This window comes from Brevundimonas sp. SL130, assembly GCF_026625805.1.
GTDB lineage: Bacteria > Pseudomonadota > Alphaproteobacteria > Caulobacterales > Caulobacteraceae > Brevundimonas.
In genome coordinates this window covers 1,375,316-1,395,566 of record NZ_CP113064.1, presented here as the reverse complement: position 1 = coordinate 1,395,566, position 20,251 = coordinate 1,375,316, and the positions used below count along the sequence as shown (strand labels likewise).

At 66.5% G+C, this 20,251-nt stretch carries 15 protein-coding genes; 7 read left to right on the top strand and 8 right to left on the bottom strand.

Going from position 1 to position 20,251, the window contains the following annotated elements; genetic code table 11:
• Positions 1-266 precede the first annotated feature (266 nt).
• Together OU998_RS07040 and OU998_RS07035 are read left to right on the top strand one after the other, a co-directional pair.
• Positions 267-2,483, top strand: coding sequence for an RNA degradosome polyphosphate kinase (locus OU998_RS07040; protein WP_267516218.1), 2,217 nt, complete (start codon positions 267-269; stop codon positions 2,481-2,483).
• On the top strand, positions 2,483-3,985 hold the full coding sequence (locus tag OU998_RS07035; RefSeq protein WP_267516217.1) for a Ppx/GppA phosphatase family protein: 1,503 nt from the start codon (positions 2,483-2,485) through the stop codon (positions 3,983-3,985). Before OU998_RS07040 ends, OU998_RS07035 begins: the two co-directional genes overlap by 1 nt.
• A gap of 97 nt (positions 3,986-4,082) precedes the next feature.
• On the opposite strand, the gene rnd is transcribed toward OU998_RS07035, so the two are convergent.
• The gene (gene rnd / locus OU998_RS07030; RefSeq protein ID WP_267516215.1) at positions 4,083-5,234 is read right to left on the bottom strand and encodes a ribonuclease D; all 1,152 of its coding nucleotides are present in this window, start codon (positions 5,232-5,234) and stop codon (positions 4,083-4,085) included.
• Between the two features lie 79 nt (positions 5,235-5,313).
• Here rnd and purM point away from each other — a divergent pair, with 79 nt between their 5' ends.
• Entirely contained in the window at positions 5,314-6,351 is a 1,038-nt protein-coding gene (purM, locus tag OU998_RS07025; RefSeq protein WP_267516213.1) for a phosphoribosylformylglycinamidine cyclo-ligase, read from the top strand.
• A 68-nt stretch (positions 6,352-6,419) separates the two neighbouring features.
• Here the strand turns inward: purM and OU998_RS07020 are convergent, their stop codons facing one another.
• Positions 6,420-8,024 (bottom strand): S10 family peptidase, encoded by a 1,605-nt coding sequence (locus OU998_RS07020; RefSeq protein ID WP_267516211.1) that lies wholly within the window; start codon positions 8,022-8,024, stop codon positions 6,420-6,422.
• Between the two features lie 144 nt (positions 8,025-8,168).
• Between OU998_RS07020 and purN the strand changes: the two genes are divergently transcribed.
• Positions 8,169-8,771, top strand: coding sequence for a phosphoribosylglycinamide formyltransferase (gene purN, locus OU998_RS07015; protein WP_267516210.1), 603 nt, complete (start codon positions 8,169-8,171; stop codon positions 8,769-8,771).
• 31 nt (positions 8,772-8,802) lie between these two features.
• Here purN and OU998_RS07010 read toward each other — a convergent pair whose 3' ends face one another.
• A complete protein-coding gene (locus OU998_RS07010; RefSeq protein WP_267516208.1) occupies positions 8,803-9,738 on the bottom strand; it encodes a hypothetical protein in 936 nt (311 codons plus the stop codon).
• A gap of 102 nt (positions 9,739-9,840) precedes the next feature.
• Between OU998_RS07010 and OU998_RS07005 the strand changes: the two genes are divergently transcribed.
• Together OU998_RS07005 and OU998_RS07000 are read left to right on the top strand one after the other, a co-directional pair.
• Positions 9,841-10,299, top strand: coding sequence for a RidA family protein (locus OU998_RS07005; RefSeq protein ID WP_267516206.1), 459 nt, complete (start codon positions 9,841-9,843; stop codon positions 10,297-10,299).
• A gap of 97 nt (positions 10,300-10,396) precedes the next feature.
• Positions 10,397-11,593, top strand: a complete 1,197-nt coding sequence (locus OU998_RS07000) for a GNAT family N-acetyltransferase (RefSeq protein ID WP_420709815.1) — start codon at positions 10,397-10,399, stop codon at positions 11,591-11,593.
• Positions 11,594-11,750: 157 nt separating this feature from the next.
• Here the strand turns inward: OU998_RS07000 and OU998_RS06995 are convergent, their stop codons facing one another.
• From OU998_RS06995 to OU998_RS06980, 4 genes are all read right to left on the bottom strand, one after another.
• On the bottom strand, positions 11,751-13,430 hold the full coding sequence (locus tag OU998_RS06995) for a class I SAM-dependent methyltransferase (protein WP_267516203.1): 1,680 nt from the start codon (positions 13,428-13,430) through the stop codon (positions 11,751-11,753).
• Between the two features lie 92 nt (positions 13,431-13,522).
• The gene (gene clpA / locus OU998_RS06990) at positions 13,523-15,826 is read right to left on the bottom strand and encodes an ATP-dependent Clp protease ATP-binding subunit ClpA (RefSeq protein WP_267516202.1); all 2,304 of its coding nucleotides are present in this window, start codon (positions 15,824-15,826) and stop codon (positions 13,523-13,525) included.
• 13 nt (positions 15,827-15,839) lie between these two features.
• The gene (clpS, locus tag OU998_RS06985) at positions 15,840-16,169 is read right to left on the bottom strand and encodes an ATP-dependent Clp protease adapter ClpS (protein WP_267516200.1); all 330 of its coding nucleotides are present in this window, start codon (positions 16,167-16,169) and stop codon (positions 15,840-15,842) included.
• A gap of 167 nt (positions 16,170-16,336) precedes the next feature.
• Positions 16,337-16,807, bottom strand: a complete 471-nt coding sequence (locus tag OU998_RS06980; protein WP_267516199.1) for a phasin family protein — start codon at positions 16,805-16,807, stop codon at positions 16,337-16,339.
• Between the two features lie 283 nt (positions 16,808-17,090).
• On the opposite strand from OU998_RS06980, the gene OU998_RS06975 reads away from it, so the two are divergent.
• Positions 17,091-18,536, top strand: coding sequence for a serine hydrolase (locus OU998_RS06975; protein ID WP_267516197.1), 1,446 nt, complete (start codon positions 17,091-17,093; stop codon positions 18,534-18,536).
• 3 nt (positions 18,537-18,539) lie between these two features.
• Here the strand turns inward: OU998_RS06975 and OU998_RS06970 are convergent, their stop codons facing one another.
• The gene (locus tag OU998_RS06970) at positions 18,540-20,228 is read right to left on the bottom strand and encodes a cisplatin damage response ATP-dependent DNA ligase (RefSeq protein WP_267516195.1); all 1,689 of its coding nucleotides are present in this window, start codon (positions 20,226-20,228) and stop codon (positions 18,540-18,542) included.
• Positions 20,229-20,251 lie beyond the last annotated feature (23 nt).

The window sequence follows — 20,251 nt, the reverse complement described above, 5'->3', positions numbered from 1 at the left end:
CTTCCGGCGGCGCTTCAATCTGCGGTAAATCCGCTTCGGAGTCGGCTGTCCCAACATGTCCCAGCCAATCACGAGAGCCGCCGTTCCGACGACCAAGGCTATGAACAAAAACGCCACCAAGGCCTCCACGTCGACCTACCTACGGGAGCCTGAATCTTAACCACAACTTCGCAAACGCGAGAAGCCCTTTCGCATCTGCGAAGGGTAGTTGATGAAAATGTCAAAGCCCGCTTGCGGCCGTCACACGGGCGCGCGAGAACCGAATCATGACCGACGCCGCGATCCACGACGCCACACGGGGTGAAGAAGTCCCCGCCTCCCGCGCCCCTCAGTTGGCGCTGAACGAGGAGCTGATGGCCTCGCCCACTCGGTTCTTCAACCGAGAGATTTCCTGGCTGGCGTTCAACGAGCGCGTGCTGGAAGAAGCGGCTAATCCGAACCATCCCCTGCTCGAGCGGCTGCGGTTCCTCTCCATCTCGGCCAATAACCTGGATGAGTTCTTCATGACCCGCGTGGCGGGCCTGAAGGGACAGTTGCGAGAACGGGTGCGGGTACTGTCCGCCGACGGCCTGACCCCCGCCGAACAGGTGGAGCGGATCAATATCGCCGCCGGGGAGCTGATGGCTGAACAGCAGGTGCGCTGGCGGCTGCTGAAAAAGGAGCTGGCCGCCGCAGATATCGAAGTGGTCGATCAGAACCGTCTGACCAAGACCGAAAGGGACCGGCTGGAACCCGAGTTCCTGAACCAGTTGTTCGCGGTCCTCACCCCCCTGGCCATCGACCCTGCCCACCCCTTCCCCTTCCTGCCAAACCTGGGCTTCTCCCTGGCGTTGAAGCTGAAGCGCAAGGGCGAGACCAAGACCTTCTACGCCCTGGTGCCGGTTCCGACGCAGGTGCGGCGCTTCTGGGAGCTGCCGACGGACGGCCGCTCGGCGCCCGGCCGCAAGCGGTTCATCACGCTGGAAAACGTGCTGCTGCTGTTCATCGACCACCTCTTCCCCGGCTGCGAGGTTCTGGAGCGAGGTCTGCTGCGCCTGATCCGCGACAGCGACATCGAGATCGAGGAAGAGGCCGAAGATCTGGTGCTGGAGTTCGAGGAGGCGCTGAAACAGCGTCGCCTGGGTTCGGTCGTCCGGGTCAAGATCGAGGCGTCGATGCCCGACGACCTGCGCGACTTCATCATCGGCGAACTGCACGCCACGCCCCAGGACGTCGTGCTGGTCGACGGCATGCTGGGCCTGGCCCAACTTTCAGACCTCATTCCGGGCGGCCATCCGGACCTGAAGTTCAAGGGCTATGAGCCACGCTATCCCGAACGCGTGCGCGACAACGGCGGCGACGTCTTCGCCGCCATCCGCGAGAAGGACCTGCTGATCCACCACCCATTCGAAAGCTTCGATGTGGTGGTGCAGTTCCTGCGTCAGGCGGCGCGCGATCCGAACGTCATCGCCATCAAACAGACCCTGTACCGCACCTCCAAGGACAGCCCCATCGTCGCCGCCCTGATCGAGGCGGCCGAGAACGGCAAGAACGTCACCGCCCTGGTCGAGCTGAAGGCCCGGTTCGACGAAGAGGCCAACCTGCGCTGGGCCCGAGCCATGGAGCGGGCCGGCGTCCACGTCGTCTTCGGCTTCGTCGAATACAAGACCCACGCCAAGCTGAGCGTCGTCGTGCGCCGCGAGGGCGAGGCCCTGCGCACCTACTGCCACTTCGGCACCGGCAATTATCACCCGGTGACGGCCAAGATTTACACCGACCTGTCGCTGTTCTCGTGCGACCCGGTCCTGGGCCGCGACGCCAGCCGGGTGTTCAACTACATCACCGGCTACGCCACGCCGGACGAGCTGGAGGCCCTGGTGGTGTCGCCGCTGAACATGAAGTCCACCCTGATCGACCTGATCGGCAAGGAGATGTCGGCCGCCGCCCAGGGCAAGCCGGCCGCCATCTGGGTCAAGCTGAACTCCCTGGTCGATCCCGAGATCATCGACGCCCTGTACCGGGCCAGCCAGTGGGGCGTTCGCATTGACCTGGTGGTGCGCGGCATCTGTTGCCTGCGGCCTGGCGTGCCGGGCCTGTCGGAGAACATCCGCGTCAAGTCCATCGTCGGCCGCTTCCTGGAGCATAGCCGCATCGTTTGTTTCGCCAACGGCAAGGATCTGCCGCACGACAAGGCCAAGGTCTTCATCTCCTCGGCCGACTGGATGACGCGTAACCTGGATCGTCGGGTCGAGCTGATGACCCCGATCCGCAACGCCACCGTCCACGACCAGGTGCTGGACCAGATCATGGTCGCCAATCTGAAGGACGACGCACAAAGCTGGGTGCTGGACGCCGATGGGCGCTATACGCGGGTCCAGGCCGCCGATCCGGAGCGGCCCTTCTCGGCCCACAAATACTTCATGACCAATCCCAGCCTGTCGGGTCGCGGACGCAAGGTGAAGACCCTGCCCGAAGCCCTGCGTTACGAGCGTCCCGGCCGCTGATGCCCAATCTGGCGCTTATCGGCCGCGACGTCGCGGCCATCGATATCGGCTCCAATTCGGTCCGTCTGGTGCTCTATCGGTTGGAAGGCCGCGCCATCTGGACCGTGTTCAACGAAAAGGTCCTGGCCGGCCTGGGCCGCGACCTGCCGACGACCGGAAGGCTGTCGCCCGAGGGCGTGGTCATGGCCATGACGGCGCTGCGCCGTTTCGCCGCCGTGCTGGAGGGCGTGCGTCCCGAGGCCACCCTGATCGCCGCGACCGCCGCCGTGCGCGAGGCCGAAGACGGGCCGGAGTTCTGCCAGCGCGTCGCGGCCGAGACCGGTCTGCAGATCCGCGTCCTGTCTGGCGAGGAAGAGGCGAAATACGCCGCCATGGGCGTGCTGGCCGGCGCACCGGACGCCCAAGGCGTCTCGGCCGACATGGGCGGCGCCAGTCTGGAGCTGACACGCCTGAACGGGCCCATGAAGCAAGAATGGGGGGTCGAACACGGCCTGACCCTGCCGCTGGGCCCCTTCGCCCTGGCCGAGGGCAAGGGCTTCGACGCCGAGCGGATCAAGGCCCGCATCGACGAACGGCTGACGCCGGTCGCGGCTCAGTTCCAGGCCGACCGCCTCTATGCCGTCGGCGGCGCCTGGCGCACCCTGGCCCAGGTCCATATGGCGCTGAAATCCTATCCGCTGAAGGTCGTCCACCAGTACCAGATGACGGCGGACGAGGCGCTGGAGACCGCCCGTCTGGTCGCGCACCAGTCTGCGGCCGGACTGGCGAAACTGCCAGGCGTGTCCAAGAAGCGCGCCGAGACCCTGCCCTACGCCGGCCTGGTGCTGGAGGGCCTGATCAAGCATCTGAACCTGAAGCGGATCGAGATGTCCGCCTGGGGCGTGCGCGAGGGCCTGTTGTTCGACACCCTGGATGATGAGACGCGCGCCGCCGACCCGCTGCTGGCCGGCTGCGCCGCCCTGGGCGGGCGACAGGGGATAGACCCGGCCCTGCCCGGCGCTCTGAACGGCTGGATGTCCGACATCCTCGCCGCCCTGCCGAAGGCTTTCGGGGAGCCCCGGGACTCGGTTCTGACCGCCGCCGCCTGCCGCCTTTCCGACCTGGGCGCCCGGCTGCACCCCGACCACCGGCTGGAACTGGCCTTCGACCAGGTGCTGCGCGCGCCGGTCGCCGGCGTTAGCCACACCGAACGCGCCTTCCTGGCCTGCGCCATGAACGCCCGCTACGGCGGCGGCCCGGCGACGCCTCAACCGGACATCATCACCCGCCTGTTGAACGAGGACGCCGCCAAACGCGCGCGCGCCCTGGGCCTGGCCATCCGCCTGGCCTGCGACCTGTCGGGCCGGTCGTCCCAGCTCCTGGCCAATGCGACGGCGACGGTGAAGGGCGGCGATCTGAACCTGACCGCGACGGACGGCTACGCCGACCTGCTGCTGGGCGAGCAGACTAAGAAGCGCGCCAAGGCCCTGGCCGAGGCGATGGGACTGGGCCTGTCGATCTAATCCCACCGAACTGTAGGAGCCGCCGGCCGGTTAGGAGCGCGCTCTCTTAACGGTCGGCATCCTCGCCCCTGTGGCGAGGATGCCGACCTGATTTGGCCTAGCTCTCGATCTCGACGACCTCGACCCGCGCGCCGCTCAGCACCAGGGCGATCTCGCCGCGCTTCAGCTTCAGCGCATCCTCGCCGAAGATCTGGCGGCGCCAGCCCTTCAGCGCATCCACATCGGCGTCGTCGCTGACGGCGATCTTCTCCAGATCGGCGACGGTGGCGATCAGTTTGGACGCCACGCCGGCGTTGTCGCTCTTGGCCTTCAGCAACACCTTCAGAAGCTCCACCACCGAAGGCGGCGCCGGCTGGCGGTGGGCCGGGCGCTCCATATCGGGCGCGTGTGATTCGGGATCGGCCAGGACGCGTTTAAGCTCATCGGCCAGTTCCAGACCCAGGCGCGAACCGCCGAAGCCCTTGGGCACCGAGCGCAGACGGTTGAAGGCTTCCGGATCCGTCGGGGTCTGTTGTGCGACCTCGTCGATGCCCTCGTCCTTCAGGATGCGGCCACGCGGCTGGTCACGCTCCTGGGCCGCTCGCTCGCGCCAGACGGCGACAGCCTTGAAGGCGGCCAGATATTTGGCCGAGAATTTCTTGGGCTTCAGCCGCTTCCAGGCATTCTCGGGATTGGTGTCGTACAGGGCCGGATCGACCAGGCTCTCCATCTCCGACATCACCCAGTCCAGCCGGCCGTCCTTCTGGAGTCGGTCGCGCAGCTTGGGATACAGGGCCGCCAGATGGGTCACATCGCCCAGGGCGTAGACCAGCTGGCTGTCCGACAGCGGACGACGCGCCCAGTCCGTGAAGCGGCTGCCCTTGTCCAGTTCGACGCGCAGCATCTGCCGCACCAGCGAATCATAGGCGACCTGTTCACCGAACCCGGCGGCCATGGCGGCGACCTGGGTGTCGAACATCGGCTTGGGCATGGCGCCCAGTCGCACGAAGATTTCGACGTCCTGTCGGCAGGCGTGGAACACCTTGATGATGTTGGGATCGCGCAACAGGGCCAGGAAAGGCTCCAGGTCCAGGCCTTCCGCCATGGGATCAATGATCCCGGCGTGATCGGCGGATGCGGCCTGGATCAGGCACAGCCTGGGCCAGTAGGTCGTCTCCCGCATGAACTCGGTGTCGACCGTGATAAACGGGGCGGTGGCGAGGCGGGCGCAAAAATCGGCCAGCGCCTCATTGGTGGTGATCGGCGTCATTCCGATGCTATAGCCCCCCGCAACCCACCTGTGGCAAGAGCCGCGCTGCATTTCCGCCCCGATTCCAGGCCTGATCACCATGAGCGACCCCCAAAAGCCTCTCGAAAACGGCCTGACCTACGCCGATGCCGGCGTTGACATCGACGCAGGCGAGATGCTGGTCGAACATATCAAGCCCCTGGCCAAGTCCACGGCGCGCCCCGGTTCGGAGCCCTCGTTGGGCGGATTCGGCGCCCTGTTCGACCTGAAGGCCGCCGGATTTGAAGACCCGCTGATCGTCACCACCACCGACGGCGTGGGCACCAAGCTGAAGATCGCCATCGAGACCGGCCGTCATGACGGCGTCGGGATCGACCTGGTCGCCATGTGCGTCAACGATCTGCTGGCCCAGGGCGCCGAGCCGCTTCTGTTCCTCGACTATTACGCCACCGGGCGGCTCGAGATCGACGCCGCCCGCCGCGTCGTCGCCGGCATCGCCGAGGGCTGCCGCCAGGCCGGCTGCGCCCTGGTGGGCGGCGAAACCGCCGAAATGCCGGGCATGTACACCGACGGCGACTATGATCTGGCCGGCTTCAGCCTGGGCGCGGTCGAGCGCGGCCACGCCCTGCCCTATCTGGATCGCCAGGCGGCCGGCGACATCATCATCGGCCTAGGTTCCACCGGCCCCCACTCGAACGGCTATTCGCTGGTCCGCAAGGTGGTCGAGAAGTCCGGCCTGGCCTGGGGCGACGACGCCCCCTTCGCCAAGGACCGGTCGCTGGCCCAGGCCCTGATGGAGCCGACCCGCATCTATGTGAAGCCGGTCCTGCCCCTGATGAAGGCGGGCCTGATCAAGGGCGCGGCCCACATCACCGGCGGCGGCCTGATCGAAAACCCGCCCCGCTGTATCGCCGAGGGGCTGAAGGCTTCGTTCGACTGGAACAGCTGGCCCATGCCCCAGATCTTCCAGTGGCTGGCCGAGACGGGCGGTATCAGCGATCACGAGATGCGCCGCACCTTCAACTGCGGCGTCGGCTTCATGCTGATCGTCGCGCCCGAAAACGCCGAGCCGGTGCTGGCCGCCCTGCTCAACGCGGGCGAGGTCGCCTTCGTCTGCGGACAGCTGGAAGCGGCCTGACCCTTCGAGGCGCCGATTTCGAATGAAACAAGGGCCGGAGGCGGCGACGCCTCCGGCCCTTTTGCGTATCAGCGCGCCCCGCCGTTCGCCGTCTCGCCGTAGAAGCGCGACAGGTCGGCGTGCAGCTTCACCAGGGCGTCGCGGCTCAGGTACATCATGTGGCCGCCCTCGTAGTAGGTGAACTCCAGGTTCGGCCGCAGGCTGGGCTCCAGCATCATCTGGGCCAGATCGAACTCGGTCGAGAAGAAGGGCGTGGCGGCGTCGTAATAGCCGTTCAGCGCCATCACCTTCAGATACGGATTGCGCCGCATCGCCGTGGCCAGATCGACCGCCGTATTCGGCGTCGTCTGCGGCCCGCCGACGGGCGGACGGTGGTTCCAGTTCCAGTTGAAGCCCGGCAGGCCCCGCGCCGACATCCGGTACTCGACGTCGGTGTCGTACTTCAGCTCATTGGCCACATAGTCGCGGAAGATGCCGAAATAGGCCCCCGTCACGGCCGAGCTGGACGGATCGTCCTCGGGCGAGTCTCCAGAAGCGTCGTCGTCCAGGCCCAGATAGCGGGTGTCCAGCCGCCCGATGGTCTGACGCCGATCCCGCAGCAGCTCCTTGCGGAAGCTGCTCAGCTCGACCCGCAGATTGGCGTTGTCGATGAAGGCGGGCGACAGGCCGGTCAGGTCGCTCATCTGGCGCACGATGTCGGCGCGCTCGGCGTCCGAGATCATATGCCCCTTGGCCAGGGCCGAGGCGTAGGGCCCAAGCGCAAAGTCGCGCGCCCGTTGAACCTGTTCCTCCACCGTCGCCGCCGGATGGGCCAGCTTGCGATGATACCAGGCCGTCGCCGCATAGGTCGGCAGCAGGGTGACGAAATTCTGCGGATAGCCGGGCTGGCGCACGCCGTAGTTCATGATCGACGACAGCAGCACCACGCCATTCAGCGACATGCCCCGGTCTTCCAACTGGAAGGCCACCGCGCCGGTGCGCAGGGTGCCGTAGGATTCGCCGATGATGTATTTCGGGCTGGACCAGCGGCTGAACTTGGTCGTGTAGCGCATGATGGCGCGGGCGAAGGCGTCGGCGTCCTGGTCCACGCCCCAGAAGGCCGAACCCGGCGTCTCGCCCAGCGGCCGCGAGAAGCCCGCCCCCACCATGTCGATGAAGACCAGATCCGTCTGGTCCAGCAAGGTCATGTCATTGGGGCCGAAGGCGAAGGGCGCGGGCCGCACCACCGTCGGCTCATCGGTCTGGACCCGCATCGGCCCGAACGAGCCCATGTGCAGCCACACCGTCGGCGAGCCCGGCCCGCCGTTATAGAGATAGGTCACAGGCCGCGTCCCCAGCGGCTGACCGTCCAGCGTATAGGCGGTATAGAACAGGCTGGCCGTCGGCATGCCCGCGTCGTCGCGGATCGTCAGGGTGCCCGCCGTCGCGTGATACCGCAGCGTCTTGCCATGGGCATTGACCGAATGGGCCGTCGTGACTTCGGCCTCCTCGACCGGCGCGCGCGCCCAGTCCTTCTCGATGGCGTCGGCATTGGCGTTGCGGAACCGATCGGTGGCCGAGCGCATCGCGCCGCCGCCGCTCGCGCCGCTGCTCGGGCCGCTCTCCTGGGCGAGCGACGCCACGGGCGCGCCCAGCATCGCGGCCATGGCCGCGAGGCAGATCAGTCTTTTCATGCGATAGTCCCCTGTACGCGCCGGCCCTCAGGATCCCTCGTCGGATGGGCGGCGTTATACGGTAACGTCCGAACACGGCGGACAACAAGAGCGGATCGCGTTTGAGCCTTGCCAAGCGCCGCCCGCCCCGCCATGGGGGCGGCCATGTCGTCGCCAGCCGCCTCTCCCGTCCGCGTCGCCGTCCTGATCTCGGGGACCGGCTCCAACATGGCCGCCTTGATCGACGCCGCTCAGGCCGGCGCCAGCGGCTATGAAATCGCCCTGGTCCTGTCGAACATCGAGGGCGCGGGCGGCCTGGCCGTCGCCGCAGCCAAGGGCGTCAAAACGGTCGCCATCCCCCACAAGCCCTTCGGCAAGGACCGCGAGGCCCATGAGCAGGCGGTGGACGCGGCCCTGCGCGACGCCGGCGTCCAGGTCGTCGCCCTGGCCGGCTACATGCGCATACTGACCCCTTGGCTGGTGCGCGCGTGGGACGGCCGGATGCTGAACATCCACCCCAGCCTCCTGCCCCTCTATCCCGGCCTCGACACCCACGCCCGCGCCATCGCCGCCGGCGACGCCGAGGGCGGTTGCACCGTCCACCTGGTCACCGAAGGCGTGGACGAGGGCCCGATCCTGGGCCAGGCCCGTGTGCCGATCCTGGCCGACGACACGCCTTCAGCGCTGTCCGAACGGGTCAAGACGGCGGAACACACACTGTATCCGCAAGTGCTCGGGGACTTCTGCAAGGGCTTGGCGCGGAAATGAAGCTCCGCACCCGCTCACACAGCCCGTTATCCTAGGCTTGCGCCCCGGATGGCGATTGATGGGACGCGGCTGTTTCCGCCTTGCGCCGGTCCGCCCAGGCGATCAGCTCGCGTCGCGGCCAAATCATCTGCCACGACCGCGCGGTGTATTGGCCGCTGTCGATCAGCGCCTTGCGTGACGCGGAGGCGGCGCCCGCCCGTTCGGTGTGGATCTCACCCGGACCCTGATGGACCATGAAGGCGCCGCCCTTCAGCGGATTGAGCCGCAGGTGCGCCAGGCGCGGGCTGATTTCGGTCAGGGGCGGATCATAGAACCAGCTGGAGCAGATCATCCCCGCCAGCTCAGGCCGCGACCGACACAGTTCCGCCGCCGTCGCCCAGGCCTCGTTCCAGCCGTCCTCGTTGAAGCCGCGCAGCCAGCGGCTCTCGGTATGAACCTCCAGCCACGGCTCACGCTTGGCGCCCGCCGCCAGATAGCGGAACAGAGGACTAAAGCCCCAGCCGTCACGGACATGTCTGACGATCTGCCCCGGGCCGACCGGCGAACTGAGGTCGATCACCTGGCTTCTGGCCCCTGGAACGCTGAGCGCCAGGGTGAAGCGAACATCCTTGGCCCAGTGATCGAAATCATAGTCGCCCACCGCCTTGGTCAGGAAGCCGGCCAGTTGTTCGAACCAATAGGGATAGAGGGCCAGGACTTCCGCCGGCAGGCCCATGGCCGCGACCCGATCAGGCAACTGCAGGGCCCAGGATGCTATCAATCCGCGCCGAACCTCGTCCGATGCGTCTGCGCCCAAGACGGCGTTCACAGCCTTGGCCGGCCTTTCGAAATCCCAATGCGGCGCCGCTTCTGCGGCCTTGACCGCGGCCGTCTTCGCGTCGGCGTCCACGCGGGCCCAGTCCAGGCTGGAAAGACGCGCCAACACGGCCTGAAACGCGGCGACGTCGGGGGTCAGGTGCAGATCCATACGGCCTTCATGGCACGACCCGATTGGCGAAGACTTAAGACCACGAACGGGTGACGCCGCCCTTGCGCCGCGCTAAACCGCCGACCAAATCAAGGAGCATCCATGACCATCGAAGCCCGCATCGCCGAACTCGGCATCGTCCTGCCGGAACCCGCCAAGGCGGTCGCCAACTATGTGCCCTTCGTCCAGACGGGCGCCGTGGTCCATATCTCAGGCCAGCTGTCGAACGACGCCTCTGGCGGCATCAAGGGCACGGTCGGCGTGGACGTGACGCCGGAACAGGCCAACGCGGCGGCTCGCCTGTGCGGCGTCAACCTGCTGGCCCAGATCAAGGCCGCCTGCGACGGCGATCTGAACCGCGTGGTGCGGATCGTGAAACTGGGCGGCTTCGTCCAGGCTGGCCCGGACTTCGAGGCCATTCCCGCTGTCATCAACGGCTGCTCGGACCTGATGGTCGAGGTGTTCGGCGACGCCGGCCGCCACGCCCGCTCGGCCGTCGGCGTCTACAAGCTGCCCCTCGGCTTTGCGGTCGAGATCGACGCCATCGTGGAGATCCGTTGACCTTCGGCCCCGCTTCTTTCCCCGTCATCCTAGGCCTCGTGCCTAGGATCCATACTCCCGGTTTCCACGCCGTGAGCCCCGTCGGGGAGCTGAGTGTATGGATCCTCGGGACAAGCCCGAGGATGACGGACTTTGGGAGCGGGGCGTGAGTTTTCAGATCTCCGTCCACGACGGGATCGCCGATATCGGCCGCGAGGCCTGGGACGCCTGCGCGCGTCCCACCGGCGATCCCTTCGTCTCCTACGATTTTCTGCACGCCTGCGAAGCTTCGGGCAGCGCCGCCCCGCAGGAAGGCTGGGCGCCGCGTCATCTGGCCCTGAGGGACGAGGACAATGCCGTCATCGGCGTCATGCCTCTCTATCTGAAGGGCCACAGCCAGGGCGAATACGTCTTCGACCACAGCTGGGCCGACGCCTATGAGCGGGCCGGCGGCCGCTATTATCCCAAGCTGCTGACCGCCGTGCCCTTCACCCCGGCGACCGGGCCTCGCTTCCTCAACACCCCCGAAACGGACGCCGCGACGGTGCGGCAAGCCCTGCTTCAGGGCGCCCTGACCCTGGTCGAGCGGCTGGGGGTGTCGTCCCTGCACGTCAACTTCCCGACCGAGCTCGAGTGGACGGACATGGCGCAGGCCGGCCTTCTGCCGCGCCAGGACATCCAGTTCATCTGGCGCAATGACGGCTATCGGACCTTCGACGACTTCCTGGCCGCCCTGTCGGCCAACCGCCGCAAGACGATCCGCCGTGAACGCCGCGACGCCCAGGCCGATCTGGACATCCGCGTCCTGACCGGCGCCGACATCACCCAGGCCCACTGGGACGCCTTCTTCGCCTTCTATATGGACACGGGCGACCGCAAATGGGGGCGGCCCTATCTGACGCGGGACTTCTTCTCCCGGGTCGGCGCGACGATGTCCGACCGGATCGCCCTGGTCATGGCTTTCCGCGACGGGACGCCCATCGCCGGCGCCCTGAACTTCATCGGCCGCGACGCCCTGTACGGCCGCCAGTGGGGCACGCTGGAAGAGGTGCCCTTCCTGCATTTCGAACTCTGCTATTATCAGGCCATCGAGTTCGCCATCGCGCGGGGGCTCTCTCGCGTCGAGGCGGGCGCCCAGGGCGAGCACAAGATCGCGCGCGGCTACCTGCCCTCGCCGGTCTATTCGGCCCATTTCATCGCCGACCCCGCGCTGCGCGGCCCGGTGGCCGACTATCTGCGGCGGGAAGGCCCGGCCGTCGAGGCTCAAAGGCTGGAGATGACCGAGGAACTGTCGCCCTTCAAAAACGAAAACTGACCCTCTCCCGCTTGCGGGAGAGGTGGCCCGGCGTTCGCGAAGCGAACCAGGGTCGGAGAGGGGAGTTTCGCTCAATCGCAAAACTTCCCCCATCGTCAGGCGTGTCGCTACGCGCCACGACCTGACACTTCCCCCGCAAGCGGGGGAAGATCTCAGCCTAGCCCGGCTTCTGCGCCCACAGATGGTACATGCCGGCGAACAGATCGGGCCGGCGCGCTTCCAGTTGGTCCCACAGGCCGAGGTCCAGCGGATCGGCCCGCCCGAAAGCCCCGGCGAACGCCGCCCTCGCCTCGGGCGACGCCTCGAACCCGACCAGCCTCAACCCGGCCCCGGCGATCAATTCGCCGAGCTGCGGCGGCGTGTAACGATGCTCCTGCACGTGGAAGACCAGATCGCGACAGCCGCTCAAGCTGTAGAAGTCCGCGCTGTCCTTCAGCGTCGCCAAGGGCTCGCCATCCGGCAGGGCCAGAACATGGGCGCGAAACGCCCGAATGTCCGCCTCCACCGGCGTCCAGCCCCGCGCCCGGATCAGGTCGTGCGCCATCCGCACCACCGCCCGCGCCCGCTCGCTGTACAGTCCCAACCGCACCACGCCGCCCGGCCGCAGAACGCCCGCCAGCCGCGCCAGACCCGCCTCAGGCCGCGCCATGTGATGGATCACGCCCGTGCTGGTGACGACGTCGAACCGCGCCTGAACCTGGTCCAAGGCCAGTATGTCGCCCTGGGCGAACCGCACCCCGCTCAGCCCCAGGTCTTGCGCCACCCGCAGACCGTGGGCCAGGCTGGCGCGGCTCAGGTCCATGGCGGTGATCGCCAGCGACGGGTCCATCCGCGCCATGTCGATCGGCTCGAACCCCGTGCCGCACCCCGCGACCAGGACAGACTCCGCCTTGCCGCCGAACGCTCGGCGATCCAGTCCCGGCAGCGCTGTTACCGCCTCGGCCAGCGGTCGGGGTCGCGGTGCGGGCGGCGCCGACCAGCGCGGATAGGGGTTGGCTTCGTACTGATCGCGAACGGCTTCGGATACAGCGTCGGCGCCCTCGGGCGTCAGGGCCGCGACGGTCTTCGCCAGAGCGCGTTCCCGCACCGGCTCCTCGACCGCACCGCGGATCAGCAAGGCCTGACTATCGCCCTCGCCCAAAACGGACGCCTCCGACGAAGTCGGCGGCCGAAACAGAACCGCAGCCATGCCGCTCGCGGCTCGAACCGGCGCCGCATATTCCGACGCAAACCCGCTGATCGCCAAGGCGGCGGTCAAGGCGCCGAGGGCGGGCGTCGGCTCCCCGCCGTCGCCGGCCAGGGCTTCGACCAGGGCGGCGCGCACCGCGTTCAGCCGCGTCTCCATCGGTGCGCTGACGTTGACACACCGCGACAGGAAGGCCAGCCACAACGGATCGCGTCCCATGGCCTCCAGCGTCTCCACGCCGCCATCGAAAACGGGCTGTTTGAGCAGCAGGGCCTCTGCCGTCACGCGCGACAGGCTTTGCGGATCGACGGTCGGCGCACTCAGACAAGTCTGCAGATCTCGCCCCAGCGTGGCGCTCCAGGTTCTGGGTTTCAGCCCCTCCAGCAGTCGAGAGAAGGCCGGAGCGACCTGAAGCGCCAAGGTCTCGCCGCCCAACGCAACCGCTTCGCTCAACACCTGGGCCGCTGTGCCCGGATCGCCATACTCGGCGAGGAACAGCCCCATCCCCGCCAATCCCGGCGGGAAGTCCGGTGTTGCTTTCAGGCAGGCCTTGTAGGCCGCAAAGGCGCCGTGCAGGTCCCCCTCCGCCAGGCGCTGCTCCGCCTCGGCGAGCCAAGTCTGCGCCTCATCGATCTGTCCTGCCTGCCCCATCGCCCCACTATGCCGCCGTCACGCGCCGGGCGCATGAAAAAAGGCCCGGGCGTTTCCACCCGGGCCTTGGCTTCGGTCGAGATCCAGCCCGATCAGGCCGTCTCTTCTTCCTCCGACTTCGCAGGAACGCCGCCGGCGCTCTTGACGTCGAAGTCGATCTTGCCGTCCTTCAGCTGGACCTTGACGTGCCCACCGCGCGTCAGGCGCCCGAACAGGATGTCGTCGGCCAGCGGTTTCTTGATCGAGTCCTGGATGACCCGCGCCAGCGGACGCGCGCCGTACAGTTCGTCGAAGCCGTTCTTGGCCAGCCAGTCGGCCGCTTCGTCGGTCAGTTCGATGGTGATGTTGCGATCCGCCAGCTGGGCTTCCAGCTGAAGGATGAACTTGGTCACCACCGAACGGATCGTGTCGGCCTGCAACGGCTTGAAGGCCACGATGGCGTCCAGACGGTTACGGAACTCCGGCGCGAACAGGCGCTGGATGGCCTTGTCGTCCTCGCCCTCGACCTTGCCCCGGCCGAAACCGATGGAGGCGCGGGCGTTGTCGGCGGCGCCGGCGTTGGTCGTCATGATCAGGATGACGTTTCTGAAGTCCACCTTCTTGCCGACCGCGTCGGTCAGCATACCGTTGTCCATCACCTGCAACAGGATGTTGTAGACATCCGGATGCGCCTTCTCGATCTCGTCCAGCAGCACCACCGAGTGCGGATGCTGATCGACGGCGTCCGTCAGCAGCCCGCCCTGGTCATGGCCGACATAGCCGGGAGGCGCCCCGATCAGGCGGCTGACGGTGTGGCGCTCCATGTACTCGGACATGTCGAACCTCTGCATCTCGATGCCCAGGGTCAATGCCAGCTGTTTGGCCACCTCGGTCTTGCCGACGCCGGTCGGACCGCTGAACAGGAAGCTGCCGATCGGCTTGTTCGGATCGCGCAGACCCGCCCGCGCCAGCTTCATCGCCGCCGACACCTGTTCGATGGCCTGCTCCTGGCCGAACACCGCGCGCTTCAGATCGACTTCCAACTCGCGCAGGCTTTCAGTGTCCGACTTGGACACCGACTTGGCCGGGATGCGCGCCATCTTGGCGATGACGGTCTCGACCTCCTTCTGGCCGATGACCTTCTTGCGCTTGGACTCGACCACCAGCATCTGCGACGCCCCGGCCTCGTCGATCACGTCGATCGCCTTGTCCGGCAGTTTGCGGTCGGTCATGTACCGCGCCGACAGCTCGACTGCCGTGCGGATGGCGCTGTCGGTGTAGCGGACCTTATGGTGCTGTTCGTAATAGGTTTTCAGACCCTTCAGAATCTTCACCGTATCCTCGACCGTCGGCTCATTGACGTCGATCTTCTGGAAGCGACGCACCAGGGCGCGGTCCTTCTCGAAGTGCTGGCGATATTCCTTGTAGGTCGTCGATCCCATGCACCGCAGCGACCCAGAGGCCAGGGCCGGCTTCAGCAGGTTCGAGGCGTCCATGGCCCCGCCTGACGTCGCGCCTGCCCCGATCACCGTGTGGATCTCATCGATGAAGAGCACGGCGTTGTCGTGGTTTTCCAGCTCCTTGACCACCTGTTTCAGGCGTTCCTCGAAGTCGCCGCGATAGCGGGTGCCGGCCAGCAGGGCGCCCATGTCCAACGAATAGATGGTGGCGTCCTTGAGGACGTCGGGCACTTCGCCGTTCACGATCTTGCGGGCCAGGCCTTCGGCGATCGCGGTCTTGCCGACGCCCGGATCGCCGACCAGAAGCGGGTTGTTCTTGGTCCGGCGGCACAGGATCTGGATCGAGCGATCAACCTCGGCCTGACGACCGATCAGGGGATCGACCTTGCCTTGGCGCGACTTCTCGTTGAGATCGACGCAATAGGCTTCCAGCGCCTCGCCGCCCGACTTCACCGCCGTGGCGTCATCGGTCTCCTCGGGGGAAGATCCCTTTGCCGGACGGGTCTCGGCCGACCCCGCCTTCTTGGCGATGCCATGGGCGATGAAATTGACCGCATCGTAGCGGGTCATGTCCTGCTCTTGCAGGAAATAGGCGGCGTGGCTCTCGCGCTCCGAGAAGATGGCGACCAGCACATTGGCGCCGGACACGTCTTCGCGACCCGAGGACTGGACGTGGATGACGGCGCGTTGAATCACCCGCTGGAAACCGGCGGTCGGCTTGGCGTCCTCGCCGTCGGCCGTGGCCAGGGCGGCCAGGTCATTGTCGACGTACAGGGTCAAGGCGGCCTTGAGCGCGGTCAGATCCACATTGCAGGCGCGCATGACGCCCGACGCATCAGGATCGTCGATCAGCGCGAGCAGCAAATGCTCGAGCGTCGCATACTCATGCCGACGCGCGTTGGCGTAGCCGACGGCGCGGTGCAGGGTTTCTTCGAGAGGACGGGAAAATGAAGGCATCGGGAGGTTCCTCTCAGTCCTTTTCCATCGTGCATTGCAGCGGGTGCTGATGGCGGCGCGCGGTTTCGATGACCTGCGCGACCTTGGTCTCGGCGACCTCATAGGTGAAGACGCCGCACACCCCCACGCCGTGCTGATGCACATGCAGCATGACGCGGGTGGCTTCTTCCCGGCTCTTTTGGAAGAACCGCTCCAGCACATAGACGACGAATTCCATCGGCGTGTAGTCGTCGTTCAGGATCAGCACCCGATACAACGAGGGCTTCTGAAGCTTCGGCTTTGTTTCGGTGATGGTGGCGGCGCCTGCGCCGCCCCCGGTTTCACCGGGCCTTTGAATGGGCATTCGTATTCCGTAATCGGGGAGTCGTCTTGGCTATCAGATAGGGAATGATGGCCGGAATTGAAGCCGCGTCCAGTCACAGGTTTCGTGAAGGCCAAACCTCTGACCCAAAACGAAAAAAGCCCCGGGGCGAACCCCGGGGCTTTTCAGATCGTTCAGCGAGGCGGCGATCAGCGGGCGGCCTGGAAGGTCTCGACCGACTCGGTCACGCGTTCGTTGATCGGCTTCAGGCTGTCCTTGACCGTCGAGGTCAGGATCTCGTTCGTCTTGGTCAGCTCGGCCATGTAGCGTTCCATGGACTTCTTGGCCCAGGTGGTCTGGAGCTCGAAGAACTCCTGCACCGAGCGGGCCGTCGACAGTTCCTTGCTGGCGGCGACGCCGTCTTCCCAAGCGTTCTTGGCGAAGCCCAGGGCCTGCTGCGACAGGGCTTCAGCGCCCTTTTGGGCGACCGTGGCCGACTCGACCATGGCGTCCAGGTTCTTCTTGCCGTGAGCATTGATTTCGCTCAGCGAGGCCACTGACTTGTCGATGCCTTCGCGCAGCGCCTTGGCGCCGGCGGCCTGGAAGGTTTCGGCCTGCGCCTTGGCTTTGGCGGCGGTTTGTTCGACGGTCTTCTTCACGGTTTCGGCGCTGTCGGCCATGGTCGCGTCTCCAGAATTATGAGCCTGAGGGGGAATAAGGCACGGCGACATTCAATCACGAGGCGAACCCCGCTCTCTCGCTGTATGCTGCAATCGCAAAGGTTGATCAAGTGAAGTTTGTGCACTGCACCATGTGAACAGCGATAACACTGTTCGGCGTTTCAAATTTGCGTTGACGACCGGTTAACCACCATGAAACCCGTGGGGCCTATGCTAGGTCTTCAATCGCGTAGGCCGGGGGGCCTGTCGCACCCTGAGTTTCCAGCGAGGGTCGTAACCGCCCATGATCTCCTTCGTCCGTCGCGGCCTGTTCGCCCTGCTCGCGCTTTCGATAGCCCTGGGCGCCAACGTGCGTTCGATCGAGGCGCAGTCTCAGTCGCAGGAAAACAGCCGCTACGCCGCTATCGTCATCGACGCCGCCTCGGGCGAAGTCCTGTTTGCACGCCACGCCGACAGCCGCCGCTACCCGGCGTCCCTGACCAAGATGATGACCTTGTATCTGGCCTTCGAGGCTCTCTCTCAGGGCAAGGTCAAGGCGGACGATGTTCTGACCGTGTCCTCACGGGCGGCTTCGGAACCTCCGTCCAAACTGGGACTGGCGGCGGGCCAAACCATCACCCTGGACGACGCCATGCGCGCCACGGCCGTGCGATCCGCCAACGACATGGCCGTCGTCATCGCCGAACATGTCGGCGGGTCGGAAGCCCGTTTCACGACCTTGATGACCCAGAAGGCGTCGCAACTGGGCATGACCCAGACCCGTTATTACACCGCCAACGGCCTGCCCGACGCGCGACAGGTCACGACGGCGCGCGACCAGGCTATCCTGGCGCGGGCCATCATGCGCGACTTCCCTCAGTATTACAGCTACTTCGGACTGCACGACTGGGCCTACAACGGCCGCAACTATCGCAACACCAACGGCCTGCTGCCGACCGGCAACGGCTATGACGGCATGAAGACCGGCTACACCAACGCCTCCGGCTATAATCTGGCGGCCTCTGCGGTGCGCGACGGCCGTCGCCTGATCACCATCGTTCTGGGCGGTCGCTCCAGCGCTAGCCGCAACGCCCATGTGGCGGAACTGATGGACACGGGCTTCGAGGTCGAACGCCGCCGCAGCCAGGGCGAGAATATTCAGATCGCCCAATCCTTCTTCGAACAACGCGGCTTCGGCCTGGGCGAGACCAGCGCGCCGATCGCCTATGCTTCGCTCGCCAATGACGACGAGGACGGCATGGGGGCGGAGTCCAGCACCGTCGCCTATACGGCCGCCCCCACGCCGGCTGTTCTGCCCAACCGGGTCACCCCCTCCCCGTCCGAACGCAGTACAGCCGCCAACCAGCGCGCGGCGGCCACGGCTCAGGCGACCGGAACCACCCAACGCGCGCCCGGCAATGTCACCGCCTCTCTGAATGGGGCGCCCTCCGCCCCCGGAGCCAGCGCCCCGCGCCGTACGACGCCTCCACCCGCCCGCGAACCGGCCCGCCCTGCCGGCCGCTGGGCGGTCCAGGTCGGCGCCTTCAGGGATGAGAAGATCGCCACGGATTGGCTGACCGAGGTCCATCGTCGCTTCCGCACCCAGTTCGCCAGCGCGGAACGCAATGTGCAAACCGCCGGCGACTGGTACCGGTCGCGCTTCACCGGCCTGACCGAGGACGCCGCCAAGGCGGCCTGCAACGCCCTGTCGGAACGCCGCGTCACCTGTATGGTCGTTCGCCCGGACTAAGCCTCAGGTCTTGGCGATCCGGCCGCCGCCGCCTTCTATTGCGTCCAACAGGTTCATCACGTCGTCGATGGTGTTGGCCTCACGCGCAGGCTTGTCCCAGCGGATCCGGCTGACCCTTGGAAAACGCATGGCGACGCCCGACTTGTGCCGTGTCGATCTCTGTAGGCCTTCAAAGGCGATCTCCAGCACCAGGCCGAAGTCGCGCTCCGCCCGAACGGATCGTACAGGGCCAAACCGTTCAACCGTGTGGTCGCGTACGAATTTGTCGAGCTGCTTTAGCTCTTCGTCCGTAAATCCGAAATAGGCCTTGCCCACTGGGGTCAGCGCCCCCTCCCCGGTCCAGACGCCGAACGTGTAGTCGGAATAGAAGCTGGATCGTTTGCCGTGCCCCCGCTGGACGTACATCAACACGGCGTCGATCACGTGGGGATCGCGCTTCCACTTGAACCACGGCCCCTTGGGACGTCCCGCCAGATAGGAACTGTCCCAACGCTTCAGCATGAGGCCTTCGGCCGCCGCCCCGACCGGCGGATCGGCCCGCAGCCCAGCCAGCTCCGCCCAGTCTTGATAAGGCACAAGGGGCGACAGATGCAGGCGCGCGCCGGAATGCGCCTGGACCAGGGCATCGAGCCGCGCCCGCCGCGCCTGCAAAGGCAGGCCCCGCAGATCTTCACCGCCCTCGGCCAGAACATCATAGGCGATCACCGCCGCCGGAAAGGCGGCCATCGCCTTGGCGTCCACCGTCTTGCGGTTCAGCCGCTGCTGCAGATCGCCGAACGGCGCGATCATACCGTCGCGCCAGACCACCAGTTCGCCATCAATCGCTCCCTCGAACGCCAGAGCCTCGACCACGTCGGGAAAGGCGGCCGATATCTCGTCGCCTGTACGGGACCACAGTTTCCGAACCCCGCCTTCGACCACGGCCTGGACGCGGATCCCGTCCCATTTCCATTCTGCGGCATAGTCTTCCGGGGCCATTTTCGGGAAGTCGATCGCCTCGTCCACGGCGACCGCCAGCATTACGGGGCGGAACCGCCCCGGCGCGTCTGGGCTGGGTCGTTCCGCCCGCCCTTCCAGCCAGGCGAACAGATCGCCGTAAGGCGGCGGGACCGCATGCCAGACTTCCTCGATGGCCGAGACATCGACCGGCTCAAGCGTCGTGGTCGTCTCCGCCCCGTCCGGAGAAGGCGGCGAAGACCGTTCAGCGGGCCTGAGCATGGCCGCCGCCGTCTTGGCCAGCCGCGCCGACAACCCCACGCGCAGGCCGCCCGTCATCAGCTTCAGAAGAGCCCATCGTCCCTTGGGCTCCAGCGCGTCCAGCCAGGCCTCAAGCAAGTCCTTCACCTCGGCGCGCTTGGCAGTCCGCAGCACCTCGACCACCTCCGCCAGTTCCGGCTCGCGATTGGGCCGTCGGTCGGGCGGCGCCGGCCAGATCAAGGCGACCGTCTCCGCCAGATCGCCGACATAATCGTAGGACCAGCCGAACAGCACCCCGTCCACGCGCGCCTCGACGGCCTTGCGGATCATCGCGGGCTTTGCCGCGTCAAACGTCAGCTCCCCCGTCAACGCCGCCAGCGCCCAGCCGCGGTCGGGATCGGGCGTCGTCCTCAGATAATCCCTGAGCAGCACGAGTTTGGCGTTCCGCGAAGCGGTCAGCGACAGACGATCCAGAAGCTCGGCGAAGGCGCGCATGATGATCCATCTAGGGCGTCCTT

Coding starts and splice junctions, on each gene's coding strand:
- OU998_RS07040 (WP_267516218.1), top strand. CDS start 267: ATGACCGACGCCGCGATCCACGACGCCACACGGGGTGAAGAAGTCCCC.
- OU998_RS07035 (WP_267516217.1), top strand. CDS start 2,483: ATGCCCAATCTGGCGCTTATCGGCCGCGACGTCGCGGCCATCGATATC.
- rnd (WP_267516215.1), bottom strand. CDS start 5,234: ATGACGCCGATCACCACCAATGAGGCGCTGGCCGATTTTTGCGCCCGC.
- purM (WP_267516213.1), top strand. CDS start 5,314: ATGAGCGACCCCCAAAAGCCTCTCGAAAACGGCCTGACCTACGCCGAT.
- OU998_RS07020 (WP_267516211.1), bottom strand. CDS start 8,024: ATGAAAAGACTGATCTGCCTCGCGGCCATGGCCGCGATGCTGGGCGCG.
- purN (WP_267516210.1), top strand. CDS start 8,169: ATGTCGTCGCCAGCCGCCTCTCCCGTCCGCGTCGCCGTCCTGATCTCG.
- OU998_RS07010 (WP_267516208.1), bottom strand. CDS start 9,738: ATGGATCTGCACCTGACCCCCGACGTCGCCGCGTTTCAGGCCGTGTTG.
- OU998_RS07005 (WP_267516206.1), top strand. CDS start 9,841: ATGACCATCGAAGCCCGCATCGCCGAACTCGGCATCGTCCTGCCGGAA.
- OU998_RS07000 (WP_420709815.1), top strand. CDS start 10,397: ATGGATCCTCGGGACAAGCCCGAGGATGACGGACTTTGGGAGCGGGGC.
- OU998_RS06995 (WP_267516203.1), bottom strand. CDS start 13,430: ATGGGGCAGGCAGGACAGATCGATGAGGCGCAGACTTGGCTCGCCGAG.
- clpA (WP_267516202.1), bottom strand. CDS start 15,826: ATGCCTTCATTTTCCCGTCCTCTCGAAGAAACCCTGCACCGCGCCGTC.
- clpS (WP_267516200.1), bottom strand. CDS start 16,169: ATGCCCATTCAAAGGCCCGGTGAAACCGGGGGCGGCGCAGGCGCCGCC.
- OU998_RS06980 (WP_267516199.1), bottom strand. CDS start 16,807: ATGGCCGACAGCGCCGAAACCGTGAAGAAGACCGTCGAACAAACCGCC.
- OU998_RS06975 (WP_267516197.1), top strand. CDS start 17,091: ATGATCTCCTTCGTCCGTCGCGGCCTGTTCGCCCTGCTCGCGCTTTCG.
- OU998_RS06970 (WP_267516195.1), bottom strand. CDS start 20,228: ATGCGCGCCTTCGCCGAGCTTCTGGATCGTCTGTCGCTGACCGCTTCG.